Raw genomic sequence first — 19,296 nt, 5'->3', positions numbered from 1 at the left:
CTAGGGGTCTAGCGGGTGTGGCTCTCATCCTGAGCACGCTCCGAAGGGAGCTGGATGCTCGCCCAGCGGCCAAGCTCCGCATAAGGGGCTGAAATCAGGAGGGGGCTGCTGGCTGCTCAGGATGAGAGCCACACCCGGGCAGTTTGCCGCCTAAGATTCCCTCTGGGACTCGGAATACTTGAGGTCGCAATGTCACTGAATGCTGGGGTCAAGCGCACTACCAAGCAATGCGCCTACTGCGGAAAGAGCGAGCACTCGGCAACTAAGGAGCACATAATCCCCAACGCGATCGCCAGAACAATTTCCTCTCCAAGGACCTTCCACGTAAATAAAGAGATATTCTTCGATGGCGACGCGACAATAAAGGACACGTGCAGCCTCTGTAATAATGTGAAGCTAGGAGAGCTGGACAATCGACTCACTACCGCCGCGAAGCCTTGGTTTGGCAAATGGCTACGCGACGCGGACTTCAGCGTCACGCTTCATGTGGATTGGCAGACGCTTGCGCGTTGGCTGCTGAAGGTGTCATTCAATTCGGCACGCGTAGCCAAAGCGCACGACCTTGCCGCCCTCACCGCACAGCGAAAGTTCATTCTCGGTGAAGGTGAAGCGCCTCCTAAGTTGCTCATTCTCGGTGGCCTAATTCGAAGTCACCGGCTCACACCTCACGAGAAACAATTGATCCGCACTGAGCAGGACTGGCTTGACCCGGAGATGAACCGAACCGCTCATACAGTCTTGCCGAGACTCCCAGAGAAACTTTCGATTTCACGGGCGGTCCTAATCCAGCACCTAGCCTTCATGATCCTCAAGCCAGTGCGAGGATACAGTCTGGGGGTGAGCCTACGACGACTTGAGCAAGCGACCGGCTTCAGGGTCGTCGAGCGCAAAGTCGACAACGTGACGCTAGGCCCTACCAAAGACGATGCATTGGAAGTCGTTGAGGCTAGCATACGGGCCAAGTTTGACGCTTACAGAAAGGAGTACGGGGCCCAGTAGGCGCCAACGGTACTCAAGTGAGTGTGCCGGACTGTGATCGCTCAGTCGCATCGGGTATGAGGGTGTAGGTGGCTGGGGCTCTCATTCTGAGCGTGCCCCGAGGGAAGCCTCGGAGCCCTGCGGGAGACCAGCCTGCCGTTCAGGCAGATGTTGCGCAAATGTCTGATACTACAGCGCAGTTGAGAGAACGCGGCCTGTGCTCAGGATGAGAGCCAGCCCCGGTCTAGCTGGCTAGGTCTGCTGGTCGACTGCCTGCGTGCTACGTTGCCTCCATGAGCAAGAACAGCCTCAAAGGGCACTTCAGGGATCTCTTGCGCGAGTTTAAGCGCCAGCACACTGAAATCGCGACGCGGACGAAGACGCAGCGTGAGCAGGGCCTCCCCTACTCCCCAGAGGACGTTAAGCGACTTGTTGAACTCAATGCTCTGATCAACCCGCTTGGACGGGCGTTGGAGGTCATCAACCGCGCCGTTGAACCGAACCTTGCCGACTTGGAGAAGATCTCCGAGAACGTGAGTAAAGAGTTGGAGCGCTTGGCGGTCGAGGCGGAAAACCGGCAGAGCGACGACGAGTAACTGCCGACTCACAGCACCCGTCCGTCCTCAAGCGGTCCGGCACGTCATCCGCCGTACGGATGCGCCGACACGTCCCGCAGATCTCCGCATCTCTCCTTTGGGTGCTGTGCGGCGACCTACGAAGTGGACCGTGCGCTGCGAGCGGCATGGTCTGTCGGCGCTGACGCTTGAATCTGTTCGCCAGCAACTCGGATCTAACCTAATGTCGGCTGAGTCGAAGAAGCTGGGTTGATTTCCAAGTAGGGGTTCAGGGACAGCTTCTAGGCTCGCTGTCAGAGTTCATGAGGTCGGAATCCTAAAGGCCTCCGGACACTATTCCGCGCGGAATCCAGCCATACCGAAGGAGCCCCTCTTCAATGCTGCATATGCCATGGCTCTGCATAACTTCGAACGGATGGCTGTGCAGCACGAAGACGTAGCCAAGGCTGTCCGGCGGGTAGCGCGGGTCGTCCACGGTCGCGGGTAGCGCACAGCTTCGCTTGCGAGAGTCATCCTGGACGACGTTCGTCGCCAGCATGCTCATCTCGTATTGATGGGCCGGCGTGTAATAGAGCCACGCGCAGTACTCCTTCGAGAGCTGCCAGCGCAGCTGGAAGTCTTGAGCAGCAGGGCGCCCCGCGGTCGCGTGTGGCTTCTCCAGAATCACCGGGCACGCGGCAATCAAGGCATCCGAGAAGGACTTGTACGGGCCGAAGCCCGGCATCGGGCCTGGAACGCGCGTCAACCGCTCACCCGGAGGCGGCTGGACGACACCTGGGATGGCGCGAGGAGGCGCACACGCCAATCCCATGACGACCCATGCCAGGGCTGTAATGCGGACACGCCTCAAGGCCGCAGCGCGCGAGCCACCAGCGGCGCCAGCGTCACCACCTCATGGGGGAACGGCAGCCCTGTCGGCGGCTCCACGCTGTCCGTGCTCACCAGCCGCGTCAGCGGCAGCGTGCGCAGCCGTTCAATCGCGGGGCCCACCAGCAGCGCGTGCGTCGTCACCACCGTGAAGTCCTCCGCGCAGCCCGCCTCGCGCAGCGTGCCGGCCGCCGCCGCGAGCGTGCCGCCCGTGGACACCATGTCGTCCACGAGAATCGGACGCCGCCCGCGCACCTCGCCCATCAGCCCGCTGGCGTGGACCTCCTCGCCGCTCAGCCGCACCTTGTGAATCACCGCCCACGGGCGCCCCAACAGCCGCGCCAGCGCCTCCGCGCGCTTCACCGCGCCCAGGTCCGGCGCCACCACCACCGACGTGTCCGTCACGTTCGGCCGCAGCGCCTCCGCCAGCAGCGGCAGCGCGGTGAGGTGCTCCAGCGGCGCCCCGAAGCACCCCTCCAGCGCGGGACTGTGCAGGTCCACCACCAGCACCCGGGCGAACCGCCCCTGCGACAGCATGTCCGCTATCAGCCGGCCACCCAGGGGCTCGCCTGGCCGGGCGCGCCGGTCCTGCCGGGCGTAGCCCAGGTATGGCACCACCGCCTCCAGCCGGGCCGCGCCCGCCCGCCAGCACGCATCCGCCATGAGCAGCAGCTCCAGCAGGTGCTCGCCCGTCGGCGGGGTCGTCGCCTGCACGATGACGGCGGTGCGGCCGCGTACCGTGGCGGGCACCTCCACGTGCATCTCCCCATCCGGGAAGCGCTCGAAGTGACAGTCGGAAGGGGCCACACCCAGGGCGGCGCCGAGGGCTCGCCCCAGGTGGGGGCTGGCAGTGCCAACGAGGAGGACGGGGTCCATGGCCTCCACCCTAGCGCGCCTTCCGGGCCGGGGGCGCGGGGCCCCGTGCTCCCCCCGGCAGCAATCCAACAGGAGGGCCTCTGCCCGAATCGCCGCCGCCGTCCGCGCCCGCCGTGCCTCACCTTGCGGGGTGGAGGACGGTGATGCGCTATCAGGACCGGGCAGAGGGAGGCCGCCAGCTGGCGACCCGGCTGTTGTCCTACCGGGGCATGAACGTGGGCGTGCTGGGACTGGCACGCGGCGGCATGCGTGTGGCCTACGAGGTGGCGCGGGCCCTGGAGGTCCCCCTCCAGGTCTGGGTGGCGCGGAAGGTGGACATCCCGGGACGGCGGACGACGCTGGGCGCCGTGTCCGAGGGCGGCGGCCTGTACCTGGACCGTGAGGCGCTGCGGCTGTCGCCCATCGCCGAGCGGGCCTTCAACAACCTCGCGAGCGACGCGGCGGCCGAGGTGGACTCCGAGGCGCAGCTCTTGCGCGGGCGCAGCTTCCTGTCCCTGGGCGGCGCCACGGTGCTGCTCGTGGACGACGGGCTGGTGACGGGCGCCACCGCCGCCGCGGCGCTGCAGGCCCTGCGCAGGCTGGGCGTCGCGCGGCTGGTGCTGGCCGCGCCGGTGGCCACTCCGCATGCGCTGGACGTGGTGCGCCCCCTGGCGGACGCAGTGCACTGCTTGCGGACGGTGGAGGCCCTGCACTCGGTGTCCGAGGCCTACGTCGACTCCCGCCCCGTGCCGGACGTGGAGGTGCGGCAGTTGCTGGAGCGCTCGCGCCAGCCGCCCTACCCCCGCGAGGTGCTGGAGTCCACGGACCCCGGAGGCTTCTGGATGTGAAACGAGGAGGCATGACGGAATGAGATACGGGAGGAGCACGGACCCGGACGTACGAGAGGTGAAGGTGGTGGCGGGCGGCGTGGAGCTGGGCGGAAGCCTGGGGCTCCCCGACGGGACGCACGGGCTGGTCATCTTCGCGCACGGCAGCGGCAGCAGCCGCTTCAGCCCGCGCAACCGCGCCGTGGCGCGCGCGCTGCGTGACGCCGGGCTGGGCACGCTGCTGTTCGATTTGCTGAGCGAAGAGGAGGAGGCGCGCGACGCGCACTCCGGCGAGCTGCGCTTCGACATCCCCTTCCTCGCGCGGCGGCTGGCGGCGGTGACGGAGTGGGCGCGGGCACAGCCGGAGCTGGCGCCGCTGCGCTTCGGCTACTTCGGCTCCAGCACCGGCGCGGCGGCGGCGCTGGTGGCGGCGGCGCTGCACCCGGACCTCGTCCACGCGGTGGTGTCGCGCGGCGGGAGGCCGGACCTCGCCGGGCCGATTCTGGCCCGCGTGCAGGCGCCCACGCTACTGCTCGTCGGTGGGCGGGACATCGGCGTGCTGGAGCTGAACGAGGAGGCGCTGGCGCGGCTGGAGGGCCTGAAGGACATCCGCATCATCCCCAACGCCACGCACCTCTTCGAGGAGCCCGGCACGCTGGAGGAGGTGTCGCGCCTGGCGGCGGAGTGGTTCTCGCGCTACCTCGGCGCGGCCCGGCCGGAGGCGCGGGCATGAGCCTGGACACGCAGGGGAGCCTCGACTTCTTCAGGGGCTCCGAAGGAGGCACCATGGACGCTGGACCCGTGCCCGAAGCGGGTGCCGTGCAGGCCCGGGGAGAACACCCCGCCCAGGGCCTGACGCGGACGGTGCGCGGCGTGGGCCGCTCACCGGAGGAGGCGCTGGAGCAGGCCGCGGTGGCGCTGTCCGCGCTGGTGGCGGACCCGGCCACGGTGGAGGTGCGCGAGGAGGTGTCGCTGGAGTGCGACGCCAGGGATTTGGACCACCTGCTCGCGGACTGGCTGGGCGCCATCATCCACAACATGGCCGCGCGGCGGCTGCGCTTCCGGTGCTTCGCGGTGCGCCTGGACGGGCGGCGCCTGTTCGGCAATGCCTTCGGCGAGCACGTGGACCCGGCGCGGCACCACGGGGCCCTGGGGCTGCGCCGCGTGTCGCTCGCGAGGCCCTCCGTGCGGCGGAGCGCGGACGGGCGGTGGACGGCCGAGTGCGAGGTGCAGGGCTGAGCCGCACGAGAGGAGGCGCGGATGGGCAGCCGGGCGGTGGAGCTGCGCGGCGCGGGCGGTGTCCCGGTGACGGCGGTGCTGGAGCTGCCACCCGGCAGGCCCGCCGCCAGCGCGGTGCTGGTGTCGTGCTTCGCATGCCTGGGCCAGTCCCCCGGGCCGGCGCGGCTGTGCCATGCGCTGGTGTCCCGCGGCTTCGCGGTGCTGCGGCTCGACTTCACCGCGCCGCCCGTCGGTAGCGACGGCGTCCAGACGAAGCCGGACACGGTGCCCTCGGTGGACGCGGTGGTGGAGGCGGCGGCGTGGCTGCGCGAGCGCTACCCTCCGGCCCGCCTGCTGGTGGGCCACAGCCTGGGAGGCACCGCGGCGGCGGCGTCGCTGCCCCGCCTGCCGGAGGTCGCCGCGCTGGCCCTGGTGAACGCGCCGTCCGGAGCCGCGCCCGTCCTCGAGTGGCTGACGGCCCCGGAGCGCGAGGCCCAGGAGGGCGAAGTCACCCTGGGCCCCGGACGGCTGCGCCTGGGTCGGGGCTTTCTCCACGACATCGCCGCGGCGCGGGTGGCCGGGGCGCTGGGCGCCTTCCCGGGCGCGGTGCTGGTGCTGCACGCGCCCGAAGACAGGTACGTGGCGCTGGAGCACGCGCGGCGCCTGGTGGCGGCGGCGAGGCGTCCGGGCAGCCTGTTCCTCCTGGACGGCGCGGACCACTTCCTCTCGCGCGAGGCGGACGCGGCGCTCGCCGCGGACGTGCTGGGCCCGTGGGCCGCGCGGCACGTGACGCCGGTGACGGAGCGCGAGGCCCCGCTGGCGCCGGGCGTGGTGGAGGTCCACGAGGCGGGGGCGGGGAGCTTCGCCCAGGACATCCGCACCGGCCGGCACCGGCTGCGCGCGGACGAGCCGCTGAGCGTGGGCGGCGAGGACTCGGGCCCCACGCCCTATGGCCTGCTGCTGGCCGCACTGGGCGCGTGTACGGCCATGACGCTGCGCATGTACGCGGCCCGCAAGGACTGGCCGCTGGAGCACGTCCACGTGCGGCTCAGCCACGACAAGGTGCACGCGAAGGACTGCGAGGACTGCGAGACGAAGACGCGGAAGGTGGACCGGCTCCAGCGCTCGGTGAAGCTGGTGGGCCCGCTCTCGGAGGAGCAGCGCGCGAAGCTCACGGCCATGGCGGACCGCTGCCCGGTGCACCAGACGCTGGAGTCGGAAGTGGATGTCCTGACGGTGCTGGAGGATTGAGCGTCGCGCCCCGTCCCGGGGCTGGTAGGGTGGCCGCATGATTTCGCGTGAGCAGCGCTTCGTCTGGTTGGACCTGGAGATGACGGGCTTGGACCCGGAAACGTGCGCCATCATCGAGATAGGCGTCATCATCACCGGGCCGGACCTCCGCCCCCTGGCGGAGATGGAGCGCGTCATCTGGCAGCCGGAAGAGGTGCTCCTGCGCATGGAGCCGGTGGTGAAGGAGATGCACACCCGCAACGGGCTGCTGGACAAGGTGCGCGCCTCCACCACGGCGCTGCGCGTGGCGGAGCGCGACGTGACGGCCCTCATCTCCGAGCACTGCGCGCTGGGCGAGGGCGTGCTCGCCGGCAACTCCATCCACACGGACCGGCGCTTCCTGTTCCGCTACATGCCGCTGCTGGAGCGCTACCTGCACTACCGCATGGTGGATGTGACGAGCCTCAAGGTGCTGACGCGCGCCTGGTACCCGAACCTCGTGGAGCCCCGCAAGCCGCCCAGCGGGCACACCGCGCTGGCGGACGTGCGCTCCAGCATCGCGGAGCTGCAGTACTACCGGGACGTCCTCTTCCGCGGCACGCCGGGCTGAGCCCCCGGCCTCAGTTGCCGAGCAGCTCGGAGATGGTGTCGAGCAGCAAATCCAGCTCGAAGGGCTTGGCGAGGAAGCGCGCGCTGGAGCGGCGCTCCTCGTCGGAGATGCGGCCGGCGCTCATCACCACCACGGGGACGTCGCGCAGCGCGGCGTCCTCGCGCATGCGGCGCAGCATCTCCCGGCCGTCCATGACGGGCATCATCAAGTCCAGCAGCACCAGGTCCGGCTTGCCGGCCGTCATGCGCTGCAGCCCTTCCGCGCCGTTGAAGGCGGTGACGACGTCGTAGCCCTCCACGGAGAGGATGTCCTGGAGCGCCTCGACGATGGCGAGCTCGTCGTCGACGATGAGGAGCCGCTTCATTCGCCCCCCTTCCTGCGCCGCAACAGGCCCCTGCGCTTGCCGGGCTTCTCCGGCTTCTTCGTCACGCCGGGGGGCAGGGGCCGCGCCTGGCCGGTGAGGATGGCCTCGGCGCTCTCGAAGGTCTCCGCCACGTCGATGCCCTCGTCGGTGATGGAGAACAGCCGGAGGGCCGGGTCATTGTCGCTCTCGCGCATCTTCAGCACGGACAGCATGCGGTACAGCTGCGAGCGCAGCTCCACGAAACGCAGGAGGAGGATGTTGTCGATGATGGCCTCCACCCGCTCCAGCGGCGCGTGCAGCACCGGGCCGAAGAGGGTGTTGGTCTGCTGGGTCGCCAGCGTGGTGACGCCCAGGGCGCGCAGCTGGTTGGTCATCGCGGTGAGGAAGCGCGGGGTGCGGTGGGGGTCCGTGGACTCCTGGATGAAGGGCTCCAGCCCGTCCAGCACCAGGCGCTTGATGCCGTGCTTCTTCACCAGGCCGAACAGCTCCTGCACCAGCGCGTCCGGCAGCGACTCCACCGCCACGCGCGACTGCAGCCTCAACAGACCCGAGCGCTCGTACTTGCGCAGGTCCAGGCTCACCATGTCCGCCTTGTTGAGGATGCGGGCGGCGGTCTCCACGAAGCCGAAGTAGAGGCCCGGCTCCCCCAGGCGCGCGCCTTCCGCCAGGAAGTGCAGGCACATCAGCGTCTTGCCGCTGCCGGGCGAGCCGAAGACGAGCGTGGACGAGTAGCGCACCAGCCCGCCGTGCAGCATCTCGTCGAGCCGGGGGATGCCGAAGGCCAGCCGCTGCTGCAGCTCCGGCACGCGCTCCACCTGCTCCGAGTAGACGGCCTCGGTGCGCGGGTAGACGGTGAGCCCGGCGTCAGAGATGTCGAAGCTGTGCTTGCCGGCCAGCTGCCCGGTGCCGCGGAGCTTCGCCACCTCCACGCTGCGCACGGACTTGACGCCCTGGGGCTCCATGGCGAGGAGGATGACGCCGTCCACCATGGCGAACTGCGGGTCGGCCGCGTTGTTGCTCTGGCCGGTGAGCAAGAGCGTGGTGCAGCCCGCGAGCGCGTTGTGCACGCACAGGCCATGGAGGAACTCGCGGAAGGCCAGGCGCGACTCGGCGCGCTCCTCCACCGCGGACAGCCCGTCCACCACCAGCGCGGTGGCGCCGTGCTCGCGTACCGCGCGGAAGATGAGCCGGCTCAGGCCCGCGAGCCCCTCCGACTTGAGGGGGGCGTAGCCGCTCTCGTAGTTCAGCGTCCGGCCCACCGCCTCCTTGCGGAAGAAGCTCATGCCCTGCAGGTGCAGCACCATGCGCGCGTGCGACTCGGCGAGCACGGTGAGGTAGATGGCCTTTCCTCCGTGGGCGACGGTGGAGAAGCAGAACTGGTTGCCGAGGATGGTCTTCCCCGTGCCCGGCACGCCGGTGACGATGTATGTGCCACCGCGCAGCCAGCCGCCGCGCAGCAGGGTGTCCAGCCCTGGCACGCCGCTGGGGACCCGCGCGTCGCTCGTGCCCGCCAGGTCAGAGGTGTCCGTCACAGGTGCTCCTTCCTCCCTCGGGGCGCGAAGGTAGGCCACCGGGGGACGCGGGCCACGGAATTGAATTCGCTGTGTTCGGAATGCAGCGATGGACTCGCGCGCTCCCACGGGGGTGGGCCAGAACGCGCAGGTGTCGACAGATGTGTCATTCCCCGTTGACCCCCATTTCTCCATACCCGTTACTCCGGCTCCGACGCGGGGGCGGCGCCGCCACGCCCGCTGACCGGTCCAGGGAGCGCCGGGCTGGGCACCATCGGGCCTCGGCCCCAGGTTGTTGCATCCTCGAACGGGGGTTCCCTCCATGAGAAGCGCACGTGTGCCGGGTCTCGCTCTGCTCTCCTGTCTCGTCCTGGCCCCGCTGGCGGAGGCGAAGAGCGTCACCTTCTCCGGCTATCAGTGGGACGTGCGCAGTGGACAGGGGGGCCCCGGTCCCAACACCTGGGATGACCGCAACGTCTGGGTGGATGCGAACGGCTGGCTCCACCTGAAGATTGCCTGGCGTGACGGCCGCTGGACGACGGCGGAGGTGTACATGCCGCAGCAGCGGCTGGGGTTCGGCACCTACCAGTTCAAGGTGGTGGGCCGGCCGGACCTCTTCGACGACAACGTGGTGCTGGGCCTGTTCAACTACACGCGCTCCGACGTGGGGCCGGACGGCACGAACGAAATCGACCTCGAGTTCGCGAAGTGGGGCAACAGCCAGTCGCAGGCGGGCAACTGGGCCGTGTACCCCGCGGTGACGGGCGTCACCTATTCCCATCAGACCTACCCCATCAGCCTCGGCGGGACGTACTCCACCCACCGCTTCCAGTGGTCGTCGAATCAGGTCTTCTTCCAGGCCCTGCACGGCCACCAGAATGGCAACACCAACCAGTTCGCGAGCTGGCTCTTCAGTCCGACCAACTACTTGCAGCGCATTCCGCAGAACCCGCTGCCCGTCCACATGAACCTCTGGCTCTTCCAGGGGCAGGCGCCCAAGAACGGCCAGGAGGTCGAGGTCGTCATCGCGGAGTTCAAGTTCACTCCCGCGCCGTAGGGTGGGGCTGGATTGAATTTCCAGCGGGCTCCGTCGTCAGCGGTTTCAGCCCCCCGCACCGTGGAGCCCCTCCATGTCCCGCAACCTCGCCCGCTTCCTCCCCCTCTGCTTCCTCATCGCCGCGTGTGGGACGTCCGCGCGGCAGCAGGCGCTCCTCGAGCGACGGGAGGCCATCCGCACCTCGAATGCGGAGCACCAGGCGGAGTTCATCCAGACCTACCGCGGCAGCGAGGGGTTCCAGGACACGCTGTGGGGGATGTCCTCCGAGGAGGTGAAGGCGCTGTACCCCAAGGCGCGGATGACCAGCACCGAGGGGGATTTGCGCGCCACCGCCACCGTCGCGGACCGCGACGCCACCGTGGACTTCTTCTTCGCCATGGACAAGCTCGCGGCCGTCGTCGTCCAGTTCGAGGAGCCGGACCCGCTCCGGGAGGAGTTCGACTCGCTCTCGGAGTTGCTGCGGATGAAGTACGGCCAGCCGGAGGCCGAGCGGGACACCTCCGCGGAGGCGGAGCGGAAGCTGTGGAACATCGAGTCGGACAATGACCGCACGGAGCGCACCGCGAGGATGCGCGAGATTGGCTCGGGGCGCCGTTCCACGAAGGACCCGGTGGATGCCGAGTCCCGGCAGTGGGAGGAGGAAAAGCGGCTCGAGGCCATCCACGCCCGGAACGACTTCGCCCTCCGGAGCGAGTGGAAGAACGGCGAGACGCAGCTCGCCCTCACCGGACGCCAGACGCCCGCGACGAGCATGCTCCTGCTCCAGTACGAGAGCCGCCACCTGAAGCTCTACCTGCAGCGGTCCGTCGAAAGCTCCGAGGAGGAGCGCAAGCGCGAAGAGGCCCGGGACCTGTAGTCCCTCCGTGCGTGAGGCCAGGACGCGGCGTCCCGTGCTTCAGCGGATGAGGCCGGGACGCGGCGTCCCGTGCTTCAGCGGATGAGGCCGGGACGCGGCGTCACGTGTTTGAGCGAATGAGGCCGGGACGCGGTGCCCCGTGCTTCAGCGGATGACGCCGGGACGCGGCGTCACGTGTTTGAGCGAATGATGCCGGGACGCGGTGTCGCGCTTCTCACCGCGCCCCTTGCAGCCTGTCGCGCAGCAGGTGCTTCTGCACCTTGCCGAGCGCATTGCGAGGCAGCGCGTCCACGAAGACCACGCGGCGCGGCTTCTTGAAGCTGGCGAGCCGGTCCTTGCACCAGTCCACCAGCGCCTGCGCCTCTGGCGCGGGCGCACCAGCGGGCGGCACCACCACCGCCACCACCTGCTCGCCGAAGTCCGCGTCCGGCATGCCGAGCACCGCCACCTCCGCGACGCCCGGGTGCGAGGCAAGCACCTCCTCCACCTCGCGCGGGTACACGTTGAAGCCGCCGCTGATGATGAGCTCCCGCGCGCGGCCGGTAATCTTCAGATAGCCGTCCGCGTCGTGCTCGCCGAGGTCGCCGGTGCGGAACCACCCTTCCGCGTCGAAGGACTCGGCGGTGGCATCCGGGCGGCGCCAGTAGCCGGCGAAGACGTGGGGCCCGCGCACTTCAATCTCGCCCGTCTCGCCGCGAGCCAGCGGCTTACGCGTGCGCACGTCCACCACGCGCGCTTCCTGGCCGGGGTAGGGGAAGCCCACCGTACCGGGGCGGCGCTCGCCGTCGTACGGGTTGGTGGTGTTCATGATGGTCTCCGTCATCCCGTACCGCTCCAGGATGCGCGCGCCGAGCTCCGCCTCGATGTCGCCGAAGAGCTGCGGGCTCAGCGGCGCCGAGCCGGACACCCACAGCCTCAGCTTGCGCGGCTTCATGCCCGTGCGCCGCGCCTCCTCCAGCAGGCGCCCGTACATGGTGGGCACGCCGAAGAACATCGTGAGCGAGGCGTCGTCACGCAGCGCCTCCAGCGCCTCCGTCGCGACGAAGCGGCGGCGCAGGTCCGCGCTGGCACCGGTGTAGAGCGTGCCGTGCAGGCCCACCATGAGGCCGTGCGTGTGGAACAGCGGCAGCGCGAGCAGCAGCCTGTCCGCTTCCGTCCACCGCCACGCCTCGGTGACGGCCTTCACGTTGGCCAGCAGGTTGCGGTGCAGCAGCATGGCGCCCTTGGAGCGGCCCGTGGTGCCGGAGGTGTAGCCCAGCACCGCCAGCTCGTCCGGGCGCGGCAGCTCCAGCGGCGTGGAGGCCGCGGCGGTGCCCTGCGCGAGCAGCGTGTCGAAGGGCACCACCGTGAGGGACGCGGGCAGCGCGGCGGCCACGGGCTCCACGGTGACGAGCCACTGGAGCGAGGGGAGCTGCTCCCGCAGCGGTGCCAGCTCCGCCGCACCGGACGCGCCGGTGACGCACGCGCGCACCTCCGCGTCGGAGAGGATGTGGGCCAGCTCCACCTGCTTGTACGCGGTGTTGACGAGCACCACCACGCCGCCCGCCTGCTGCACGCCGAGGTAGGCGATGGCGAACTGGGGGCTGTTCTCCAGGAACAGCGCCACGCGCTCCCCGCGCTGCAGCCCGAGTGCCTTCAGGCCCCGGGCGAAGTCCGTGACGCGTCCGGCGAGCGCGCCGTAGGTGTACGCCTCGCCCTCGAAGGTGAGCAGCGGGCGCGACGGAGTGCGGTGGGCGTGGTCCAGGAAGGCTTCGAGCAGGGAGGACGGCATGGCGGCGCAGCCTACCGCCAGGGACGCGGCCGGGTGCTCGGACAATCACACTCGGGTAATAAATGAATAAACTGAATAGACGGTTCCTGGCTAGGGTGGCCCATTCCTCTTCTCCAGGAGCCATCCATGACGTGTGAGTTCCGCCGTTGGAGCCGGGTTCTCGCGGTGCTGCTGACGGGACTGGTGGTGCCCACGGTGGCGTCGGCGCAGCTGCCGTATCCCACGCGCAGCGCGTACCGCATCAAGGGCGTGCAGCCCGACTTCTGGCCCAGCTACGACGAGCTCGCGGGCAACAACACGGGCGGCGTGGCGATGAACCTGGTGTGGGCCCAGTGGGAGCCGTCGGTGCAGGCGCCGCCGTGCGCGGCGGGACGGGTGGAGTACAGCGGGCGCTGCTACGTGGTGGACGCGGGTGTGGACGCGGCCATCCGCGAGTGGACGGCGCGCGGCCTGGTGGTGACGGCGGTTGTGTACGGCGTGCCCGCCTGGGCGCGCGCGGGGCGGGTGTGTACGCCCGCGGCGCCGGGCTTCGAAATCTTCTGCGCGCCCAACAACGCGGCGGACTACGGGCGCTTCGCCGGCATGCTGTCGTGGCTCTACAACGGGCAGAACGGCCATGGCCGCATCGCGGACTTCGTCATCCACAACGAGGTCAACTCCAACGACTGGTTCGACATCGGCTGCGGGCAGGGGGCGGGGGCGTGCAACGTCACGTCGTGGCTGGACACGTACGCGGCCAACTACAACGCGGCCTATGACCAGGTGGTGTCGTGGCAGCCGGCGGCGAAGGTGCTCATCTCGCTGACGCACCACTTCGGCACGGAGTTCGACCAGCCCTCGGCCACGAGCCCGCTGCTGTCCGGCATCACCGTCATCAACGGCATCGCCGCGCGGGCGGGCTCGCGCGCGTGGCGCGTGGCGTACCACCCGTACGCGCCGGACCTGCTGCGGCCGCAGTTCTCCGCGGATGACTACCCGCGCGTGACGTACGGCAACCTGGGCGTGCTCGCGGGCTGGCTGCGCAAGACGTACCCGGGCCGACCGCACGCGTGGGAAATCCAGCTCACGGAGAGCGGCATCCACTCGGGCAGCCCGCAGTCCTCCGAGGCCGCGCAGCAGGCCGCGGTGTGCGACACGTTCCGCAACGTGCTCGGGACGCCGGGCATCGAGAGCTACATCTATCACCGCATGCAGGACAACGCGGCGGAGGGCGGGCTGGCGCTCGGGCTGCGCCGCCAGGACGGCAGCGCGAAGCCGGCGTGGTCCACGTGGGCGCTGGCGAACCGCAACGACTTGAATCCGCCCCAGCTCTCCTGCGGCTTCGAGGACCTGCCGTACACGCGCCTGCGCCGGGCCTACCACTCCACGAAGGGCCACTGGGCGTCGTCGCGGCTGCCGCCTCCGGGCTTCGGGGTGGAGCGCTCGTGGCGGCTGCTGCGCGACGCGGCCCCGAACACGCGGCTGTTGTACGAGTGCCGCGTGGGCAACCACAACCTGCTCTCGCCGGATGTGAACTGCGAGGGCCAGTTCGCGATGGGGCCGGTGGGCTACATCTACACCTCGCAGGTGACGGGCACGGTGCCGCTGTACCGCTGCCGCGTGGGCCAGGGACAGGACCACTTCATCTCCGGCGCCTCCAACTGCGAGGGGCACGTGACGGAGCAGCTCCTCGGCTACGCGGTGCCGTAGTCGGCACCGAGCTACGCGCTCAGGGAAGGGACGCCGTCGCGTTTCTTCCCGTCAGCCCGCCACGGCCCGGGGCAGGGGGCTCGTGGCGTGGCGCTGGAAGTCGGTGGGGCAGTGCGCGCAGAAGACGCTCACTTCGCTCGAGTGGTCGCGCACCAGTTCCCGCAGGCGCGCCTGGTTCGCCACGCGCGCCCTGTTGTCCGTCGAGCGCAGCCACTGGAAGAGGGCCAGGCCCGGCGGGCTGCGCGGGGACACCGGGTGGATTTCGCGGTGGCTGAAGTACGCGTCTCCCGCGTGGAGCAGCCAGCCGTCGGGCGTCTTCACCGCGATGCCGCAGTGGCCCTCCGAGTGGCCCACGAGCGGGACGATGAGCACCTCGTCGGAGAGGCCGGGGATGGGGCGCACGGCCTCGAAGCCGAACCAGCGCTCGCCGTCCACCGCGTGCAGGTTCCACCGGGGCCCGTGGGCCCACTGCCGGGGCCGGTAGCCGAACTTCTTGCTGCGGTCCACGGGCTTCATCGCGGCGGCGTGCTCGTCGCGGAAGACGTGCACCTGGGCGGTGGGGAAGTCCGACAGTCCGCCCGCGTGGTCCAGGTCCAGGTGTGTGGGGAGGATGTGGCGCACGTCCTCGCGCTTGAAGCCGAGCTGCTCGACACGGGCGACGGCGGTCTCACGCGGGTCCAGCCGGGGGGCGTTGCGCTTCACGAAGCGCTGGCCCAGGCGCGAGGGGTCCTGGATGTCCTGCATGCCCAGGCCCGTGTCGACGAGCGCGAGGCCCTGACGTGTCTCCAGCACGAGGCAGTGGCAGACCAGCTGCGCGCGGGAGAAGAAGCTGCCCTCGCCCAGCACGAAGCGGGCGCTGGCGGGGCAGAGGGTTCCGCAGTTGATGTGGTGGACTCGCATGGTCCGCATCGAATAGGGGCGACGGCCTTGGAGGCGATTGGAGGAAACGGCCATTCCTCCCGGCATGGGTTGAAGGCGGTGGGACGGTGGCCCATGCTTGGGGCGTGACTGTCTCGGTCCTTCCCGTTGCGCCCGCGAGCGTGCTGTCGCGCTTCGTGAAGTGCTTCCGCGTCATCTCTGGCGGAGACGACGAGGGCTCCTTCATCCGGCTGCCGGATGGCGAGGCGGACCTGGTGGTGCGCTTCACGGCTTCCTACGGTGGGGTACACGCCATCGGCACGCGCTTGAGCGTGCTGCGCAAGCCGGTGGACGTGGTGCCGCCGCGGACGCTGGTGGTGCGCTTCAAGCCCGGGGGCGCCTACCCCTTCTTCGGCGTGCCCATGTCCGAGCTCACCAACCGCATCGTGTCCATCGACACGCTCTGGGGCGCGGATGGCGTGCGCCTGCGCGAGAGGCTCGGGGACGCGGCCTCGGTGACGGAGCGGCTGCACGTGCTGGAGGGGGCGCTCACGGAGCGCGTCCAGCGCGGGGACGTGTTCGAGCCCGCCGGAGCGTACGTCGTGCGGCGCGCCGTGCGGCTCATCACCGAGTCCACCGAGTTGCCACGCGTCGAGGGACTGGCACGCGAATTGGGCATCAGCCCGCGACACCTGCGGCGCGCCTTCGAGGACGTGGTGGGCGTGAGCCCGAAGGAGTTCGCGCGCGTCGTGCGGTTCCAGCGCGCGGTGCGCGCCTCACAGCGCGCCACCGTGCCGGACTGGGGCGCCATCGCCGCGGCGACGGGCTACTACGACCAGTCCCACCTCATCACCGAGTTCAAGGCGCTGACGGGCGTCACGCCTCGCGTGCTCCTGCGCCCGCTCAGCGCGTCTCCTGCTGGAACGTCTTCACCAGCGCGTTGATGCGCCGCCCGGTGGGGTCTTCCTTCCGGGGGTCGGCGATGACGAGCACGAGCTTGCCGGAGACCACCGTGGAACCGACGGTGTTGCCGACGAGGTTCCAGCCAGCGTCCTCGGCCTGCTTCGCCTTCTCGGCGTCGTCGAAGACGCACACCGTGGTGTCCAGGCCGCTCACCTTGCCGGCCTGGCACTTGCCACCGGGCAGCTTCTCGCCGGCATCGGTGAACGCGGAGGGGGACTCTCCGGCTGCCTTCCACGCATCAATCACGTCGTCCGCGCCGCTGGAGCAGCCCGTCATCAGCAGGGCCATCAGCGGGAATGCCACGCGCCGCATGCTCAGTGCCGATCCTTGTGCTTCTTGTGCTTGTGCTTCTTGTGCTTCTTGTGACGCCTGTGGTCGTCGTGGCCGCAGTGGTCGTCATGGTGGTGCTCATGCACGACGCGCTCCTCGCGGATGATGACCACCTCGCGCTCGGGCGGAGGAGGCCGCGGCGGAGTGCCCACCCGCACCTCGACGCTCGGCACCGGGAGGTTGAGGCCCACCTGGATGATGGGGCCGTGGTACTCGGGCGGCGGGGCCACCCGCACCACCGGGCGCGGGGCGCTCCAGGGGCGGTAGACCGCGTTGACGCGCAACAGCTTCGGGCTCGCCAGCTTGTACTCCTCGGGGTACTCGCCCGCGTAGTAGGAGACGTCCTCCTTCTCCACGAACTTGTGCCGCGGCGGCGGCTCATAGGCGTGGTAGTGCGGCCCGTCCTGGTAGCAGTACTCCACGTCGTCCTCATCCACGTCGATGTTGATGATGACGTTGATGACCACCGGGTGGTGCCCATAGTAGGCGTGCCGCGGGCCCTCGTAGCCGAAGGGCGTCGGGTCTCCGATGAAGACATACACGTTGTCGCGCGTGCGGTAGAGCGTGTCGGCGTGCAGCGGCGAGGCGGTGTGCACGTGCATCATCTCGATGTGGCACAGCCCGTCCGCGGGCTGCCCGGTGCGCGGGTGCAGGCCCGCGTACTTCCACTGCTTCGCCTCGGCCACGCCGGCGGCGGTGAACAGCAGCACCGCGGACAGGCCGGCCAGATTCAGTCGTGACATGGTGGGGGTTCTTCCTCGGGGGACGGACGTCATACCAGACCCGGCGGGTGTGAGGCCGAGCACACTCGGGACCGCGACTCTCACCCGGGGTGTCTGCCTGCCTGCTCCGCGAGCGCTCAGCGGACAGCCAGCGCGAAACATTTCCACCTCGCGCCACGCCGAACCAGGATGCGCGCCCCGGAGTAACCTCCGCGCCTCGCCTCCCGATGCTCCTCTCCCCCCACACGCTCCGCCGCTGGCTGCTCGTGACCGCGGGAGCGCTGACCGCCCTGGGGGCGGGCGTGGAGGTGGCGTACTACGCGCTGGGCGCGCGGACGCTCGAGCCCCTCGTCGCGTTCCTCTCCCTCAGCTACGAGCGCAACCTGCCCACCTGGTACGCCTCGGGGCTGCTGCTGGCGTGTGCGTTCCTGCTGGCGGCCATCGCCCGGGCCGCGACGCTCGCGCGAGCCCCGGGGAGGCATCACTGGTGGGCGCTGGCGGTGGCCTTCGCCTACATCTCGCTGGACGAGAGCGTGGGCCTTCACGAGAACCTCGGGGACCTGCTCTCGCTGGGCGGCGTGCTGTTCTTCACGTGGGTGGTGCCGGCGGCCGTCGTGGTGGTGCTGGGCGGGCTCGCCTTCCTGCCCTTCCTCGCGAAGCTCCCGCCGCGCCGGCGGTGGCAGTTCATCCTGGCCGGCGTGTTGTACGTGGGCGGCGCGCTGGCCATGGAGCTGCCGCTGGGGTGGTGGACGGAGCGGCACGGCAACGACAACCTCGTGTACGCGCTCATCGACCACGTGGAGGAGGCGCTGGAGCTGGTGGGCGCCAGCCTCTTCCTCGCGGCGCTGGCGGAGGAGCTGGGCGAGCGGGTGGTGCTGACGGCGCGACAGGAGGCGGAGCATGGGGCTTCCCCAGACGGCTCCCGCTGAAGCCGCGCGCCCGGAGCTCGCGCTCGTGCGCGAGGTGCCCGCGCGCTCGCCCTACATCGTCGGGCCCGTCTTCGACTGGGCCTTCTTCCTGCTGCCTCCCGTGCTGGCGCTCGGGCTGGGCATCGCCATCTCCGGCACGGCCTTCAGCGACACGCCGGTCCGCTTCTTCGGCCAGGAGAAGACCCGGGCCGGGCTGATGGTGGGCAGCCTCATCCATGCGCACCTGGTGGCGGTGTTCTTCCGCAGCCACGGCAACCCCGCCATCTTCCGGCTCTACCCGCTGCGCTTCGTGGCGGTGCCCGTGCTGGCGTGGGCGGCCATCCGCGGCTCGGCGGTGGTGGCGGTGGCCGCCACGGTGCTCGCGACGTTCTGGGACGTGTGGCACTCGGGCTTGCAGACCTTCGGCCTCGCGCGCATCTACGACCGCAACCGGGGCAACCCTCCCACGGCGGGGCGACGGCTCGACCTCTGGCTGAACCACCTGCTGTACGCGGGCCCCATCCTCGCGGGCGCCACGATGCTGGACCACTTCGTGAGCTTCGAGGCCTTCGACGAGGTGGGAATGCCGTGGCTCGCCTCGGTGCCCGCGCGCATGACGGCCACACATGCGCTGTGGACGCGGGGCGTGCTCGCGGTGGGCGGCGTCTTCCTCGTCCTCTACGTGGCGGCCTCGGTGCGCCTGCTGCGGCGGGGCCACCGGCCCTCCTTCCACAAGGCGTTCCTGCTCGTGAGCACGGGGGCCTGCTCCATCTACACCTGGGGCTTCAACTCGTGGGGCGAGGCGTTCTTCATCATGAACCTGCTCCACGCCGTGCAGTACCTGGCGCTGGTGTGGGCCACGGAGGGCGAGCGCCTGCGGGAGCGGTTGCGGCTGAAGTGGCGCGGGCTGGCGCTGTCGCTCTTCCTGGGCACCGTGCTCGCGTACGGCGTGGGGGCCGAGCTGCTGGCCCCGGACCTGGAGAGCCTGTGGGCCTTCACGCTCGTCGTGTCACTGATGCACTTCTGGTACGACGGCTTCATCTGGTCCGTGGCACGCAAGCAGGTGTGAGGCTCGCGCTTCGACCCCATGACCTACATGTGGCTCCA

Annotated in this window: 21 protein-coding genes; 13 read left to right on the top strand and 8 right to left on the bottom strand. The window is 69.9% G+C overall.

Annotation, left to right across the window (positions count from 1 at the left end):
- Positions 1-189 precede the first annotated feature (189 nt).
- Together ACX9TP_RS46745 and ACX9TP_RS46740 are read left to right on the top strand one after the other, a co-directional pair.
- Positions 190-999, top strand: coding sequence for a hypothetical protein (locus ACX9TP_RS46745; RefSeq protein ID WP_482977215.1), 810 nt, complete (start codon positions 190-192; stop codon positions 997-999).
- Positions 1,000-1,271: 272 nt separating this feature from the next.
- Complete coding sequence (locus ACX9TP_RS46740) at positions 1,272-1,574, top strand: hypothetical protein (protein WP_482977214.1); 303 nt, start codon at positions 1,272-1,274, stop codon at positions 1,572-1,574.
- 295 nt (positions 1,575-1,869) lie between these two features.
- On the opposite strand, the gene ACX9TP_RS46735 is transcribed toward ACX9TP_RS46740, so the two are convergent.
- Entirely contained in the window at positions 1,870-2,277 is a 408-nt protein-coding gene (locus ACX9TP_RS46735; protein ID WP_482977213.1) for a hypothetical protein, read from the bottom strand.
- 122 nt (positions 2,278-2,399) lie between these two features.
- Positions 2,400-3,305 carry a ribose-phosphate diphosphokinase gene (locus ACX9TP_RS46730; protein WP_482977212.1) on the bottom strand — a complete coding sequence of 302 codons (906 nt, stop codon included), beginning with the start codon at positions 3,303-3,305 and terminating at the stop codon, positions 2,400-2,402.
- A gap of 134 nt (positions 3,306-3,439) precedes the next feature.
- Here ACX9TP_RS46730 and ACX9TP_RS46725 point away from each other — a divergent pair, with 134 nt between their 5' ends.
- The 5 genes from ACX9TP_RS46725 to orn are packed head-to-tail and all read left to right on the top strand — an operon-like array spanning position 3,440 to position 7,160.
- The gene (locus ACX9TP_RS46725) at positions 3,440-4,123 is read left to right on the top strand and encodes a phosphoribosyltransferase (RefSeq protein ID WP_482977211.1); all 684 of its coding nucleotides are present in this window, start codon (positions 3,440-3,442) and stop codon (positions 4,121-4,123) included.
- 19 nt (positions 4,124-4,142) lie between these two features.
- The gene (locus tag ACX9TP_RS46720; RefSeq protein ID WP_482977210.1) at positions 4,143-4,835 is read left to right on the top strand and encodes a dienelactone hydrolase family protein; all 693 of its coding nucleotides are present in this window, start codon (positions 4,143-4,145) and stop codon (positions 4,833-4,835) included.
- A gap of 53 nt (positions 4,836-4,888) precedes the next feature.
- On the top strand, positions 4,889-5,341 hold the full coding sequence (locus ACX9TP_RS46715; protein ID WP_482977209.1) for an archease: 453 nt from the start codon (positions 4,889-4,891) through the stop codon (positions 5,339-5,341).
- Between the two features lie 21 nt (positions 5,342-5,362).
- Positions 5,363-6,571 (top strand): OsmC family protein, encoded by a 1,209-nt coding sequence (locus ACX9TP_RS46710; RefSeq protein ID WP_482977208.1) that lies wholly within the window; start codon positions 5,363-5,365, stop codon positions 6,569-6,571.
- A gap of 37 nt (positions 6,572-6,608) precedes the next feature.
- Positions 6,609-7,160, top strand: a complete 552-nt coding sequence (gene orn, locus ACX9TP_RS46705; RefSeq protein WP_482977207.1) for an oligoribonuclease — start codon at positions 6,609-6,611, stop codon at positions 7,158-7,160.
- 10 nt (positions 7,161-7,170) lie between these two features.
- Here orn and ACX9TP_RS46700 read toward each other — a convergent pair whose 3' ends face one another.
- Complete coding sequence (locus ACX9TP_RS46700) at positions 7,171-7,524, bottom strand: response regulator (RefSeq protein ID WP_482977206.1); 354 nt, start codon at positions 7,522-7,524, stop codon at positions 7,171-7,173.
- Positions 7,521-9,056, bottom strand: a complete 1,536-nt coding sequence (locus ACX9TP_RS46695; protein WP_482977205.1) for an ATPase domain-containing protein — start codon at positions 9,054-9,056, stop codon at positions 7,521-7,523. The genes ACX9TP_RS46700 and ACX9TP_RS46695 overlap by 4 nt, the downstream gene beginning before the upstream one ends.
- Before the next feature lie 316 nt (positions 9,057-9,372).
- On the opposite strand from ACX9TP_RS46695, the gene ACX9TP_RS46690 reads away from it, so the two are divergent.
- Both ACX9TP_RS46690 and ACX9TP_RS46685 read left to right on the top strand, forming a co-directional pair.
- A complete protein-coding gene (locus ACX9TP_RS46690; protein ID WP_482977204.1) occupies positions 9,373-10,092 on the top strand; it encodes a glycoside hydrolase family 16 protein in 720 nt (239 codons plus the stop codon).
- 73 nt (positions 10,093-10,165) lie between these two features.
- Positions 10,166-10,948 carry a hypothetical protein gene (locus ACX9TP_RS46685; protein WP_482977203.1) on the top strand — a complete coding sequence of 261 codons (783 nt, stop codon included), beginning with the start codon at positions 10,166-10,168 and terminating at the stop codon, positions 10,946-10,948.
- Positions 10,949-11,162: 214 nt separating this feature from the next.
- On the opposite strand, the gene ACX9TP_RS46680 is transcribed toward ACX9TP_RS46685, so the two are convergent.
- On the bottom strand, positions 11,163-12,719 hold the full coding sequence (locus ACX9TP_RS46680) for an AMP-binding protein (protein ID WP_482977202.1): 1,557 nt from the start codon (positions 12,717-12,719) through the stop codon (positions 11,163-11,165).
- Positions 12,720-12,845: 126 nt separating this feature from the next.
- On the opposite strand from ACX9TP_RS46680, the gene ACX9TP_RS46675 reads away from it, so the two are divergent.
- Positions 12,846-14,408 (top strand): DUF5722 domain-containing protein, encoded by a 1,563-nt coding sequence (locus ACX9TP_RS46675; RefSeq protein WP_482977201.1) that lies wholly within the window; start codon positions 12,846-12,848, stop codon positions 14,406-14,408.
- A 51-nt stretch (positions 14,409-14,459) separates the two neighbouring features.
- Here ACX9TP_RS46675 and ACX9TP_RS46670 read toward each other — a convergent pair whose 3' ends face one another.
- Positions 14,460-15,308, bottom strand: coding sequence for an MBL fold metallo-hydrolase (locus ACX9TP_RS46670; RefSeq protein WP_482977200.1), 849 nt, complete (start codon positions 15,306-15,308; stop codon positions 14,460-14,462).
- A 104-nt stretch (positions 15,309-15,412) separates the two neighbouring features.
- On the opposite strand from ACX9TP_RS46670, the gene ACX9TP_RS46665 reads away from it, so the two are divergent.
- The gene (locus tag ACX9TP_RS46665; RefSeq protein WP_482977199.1) at positions 15,413-16,210 is read left to right on the top strand and encodes a helix-turn-helix domain-containing protein; all 798 of its coding nucleotides are present in this window, start codon (positions 15,413-15,415) and stop codon (positions 16,208-16,210) included.
- On the opposite strand, the gene ACX9TP_RS46660 is transcribed toward ACX9TP_RS46665, so the two are convergent.
- Positions 16,170-16,541: a hypothetical protein gene (locus ACX9TP_RS46660; RefSeq protein ID WP_482977198.1), complete on the bottom strand. Its 372-nt coding sequence runs from the start codon at positions 16,539-16,541 to the stop codon at positions 16,170-16,172. The genes ACX9TP_RS46665 and ACX9TP_RS46660 overlap by 41 nt on opposite strands.
- Positions 16,542-16,543: 2 nt before the next feature.
- Positions 16,544-17,302 carry a hypothetical protein gene (locus ACX9TP_RS46655; RefSeq protein WP_482977197.1) on the bottom strand — a complete coding sequence of 253 codons (759 nt, stop codon included), beginning with the start codon at positions 17,300-17,302 and terminating at the stop codon, positions 16,544-16,546.
- Between the two features lie 206 nt (positions 17,303-17,508).
- Here ACX9TP_RS46655 and ACX9TP_RS46650 point away from each other — a divergent pair, with 206 nt between their 5' ends.
- The gene (locus tag ACX9TP_RS46650; protein WP_482977196.1) at positions 17,509-18,210 is read left to right on the top strand and encodes a hypothetical protein; all 702 of its coding nucleotides are present in this window, start codon (positions 17,509-17,511) and stop codon (positions 18,208-18,210) included.
- A complete protein-coding gene (locus ACX9TP_RS46645; protein WP_482977195.1) occupies positions 18,182-19,258 on the top strand; it encodes a hypothetical protein in 1,077 nt (358 codons plus the stop codon). The genes ACX9TP_RS46650 and ACX9TP_RS46645 overlap by 29 nt, the downstream gene beginning before the upstream one ends.
- Positions 19,259-19,296: the final 38 nt, after the last annotated feature.

This window comes from Pyxidicoccus sp. M15 (genome assembly GCF_056858435.1).
The sequence above is the reverse complement of the archived record's forward strand: the minus strand, read 5'-3'. Positions and strand labels throughout refer to the sequence as shown.

Bases quoted from the DNA above. Each gene is read 5' to 3' on its own strand.
- ACX9TP_RS46685 (WP_482977203.1), top strand. From the start codon at position 10,166: ATGTCCCGCAACCTCGCCCGCTTCCTCCCCCTCTGCTTCCTCATCGCC.
- ACX9TP_RS46710 (WP_482977208.1), top strand. From the start codon at position 5,363: ATGGGCAGCCGGGCGGTGGAGCTGCGCGGCGCGGGCGGTGTCCCGGTG.
- ACX9TP_RS46715 (WP_482977209.1), top strand. From the start codon at position 4,889: ATGGACGCTGGACCCGTGCCCGAAGCGGGTGCCGTGCAGGCCCGGGGA.
- ACX9TP_RS46655 (WP_482977197.1), bottom strand. From the start codon at position 17,302: ATGTCACGACTGAATCTGGCCGGCCTGTCCGCGGTGCTGCTGTTCACC.
- ACX9TP_RS46650 (WP_482977196.1), top strand. From the start codon at position 17,509: ATGCTCCTCTCCCCCCACACGCTCCGCCGCTGGCTGCTCGTGACCGCG.
- ACX9TP_RS46680 (WP_482977202.1), bottom strand. From the start codon at position 12,719: ATGCCGTCCTCCCTGCTCGAAGCCTTCCTGGACCACGCCCACCGCACT.
- ACX9TP_RS46740 (WP_482977214.1), top strand. From the start codon at position 1,272: ATGAGCAAGAACAGCCTCAAAGGGCACTTCAGGGATCTCTTGCGCGAG.
- ACX9TP_RS46670 (WP_482977200.1), bottom strand. From the start codon at position 15,308: ATGCGAGTCCACCACATCAACTGCGGAACCCTCTGCCCCGCCAGCGCC.
- ACX9TP_RS46735 (WP_482977213.1), bottom strand. From the start codon at position 2,277: ATGCCGGGCTTCGGCCCGTACAAGTCCTTCTCGGATGCCTTGATTGCC.
- orn (WP_482977207.1), top strand. From the start codon at position 6,609: ATGATTTCGCGTGAGCAGCGCTTCGTCTGGTTGGACCTGGAGATGACG.
- ACX9TP_RS46720 (WP_482977210.1), top strand. From the start codon at position 4,143: ATGAGATACGGGAGGAGCACGGACCCGGACGTACGAGAGGTGAAGGTG.
- ACX9TP_RS46745 (WP_482977215.1), top strand. From the start codon at position 190: ATGTCACTGAATGCTGGGGTCAAGCGCACTACCAAGCAATGCGCCTAC.
- ACX9TP_RS46700 (WP_482977206.1), bottom strand. From the start codon at position 7,524: ATGAAGCGGCTCCTCATCGTCGACGACGAGCTCGCCATCGTCGAGGCG.
- ACX9TP_RS46725 (WP_482977211.1), top strand. From the start codon at position 3,440: ATGCGCTATCAGGACCGGGCAGAGGGAGGCCGCCAGCTGGCGACCCGG.
- ACX9TP_RS46675 (WP_482977201.1), top strand. From the start codon at position 12,846: ATGACGTGTGAGTTCCGCCGTTGGAGCCGGGTTCTCGCGGTGCTGCTG.
- ACX9TP_RS46645 (WP_482977195.1), top strand. From the start codon at position 18,182: ATGGGGCTTCCCCAGACGGCTCCCGCTGAAGCCGCGCGCCCGGAGCTC.
- ACX9TP_RS46660 (WP_482977198.1), bottom strand. From the start codon at position 16,541: ATGCGGCGCGTGGCATTCCCGCTGATGGCCCTGCTGATGACGGGCTGC.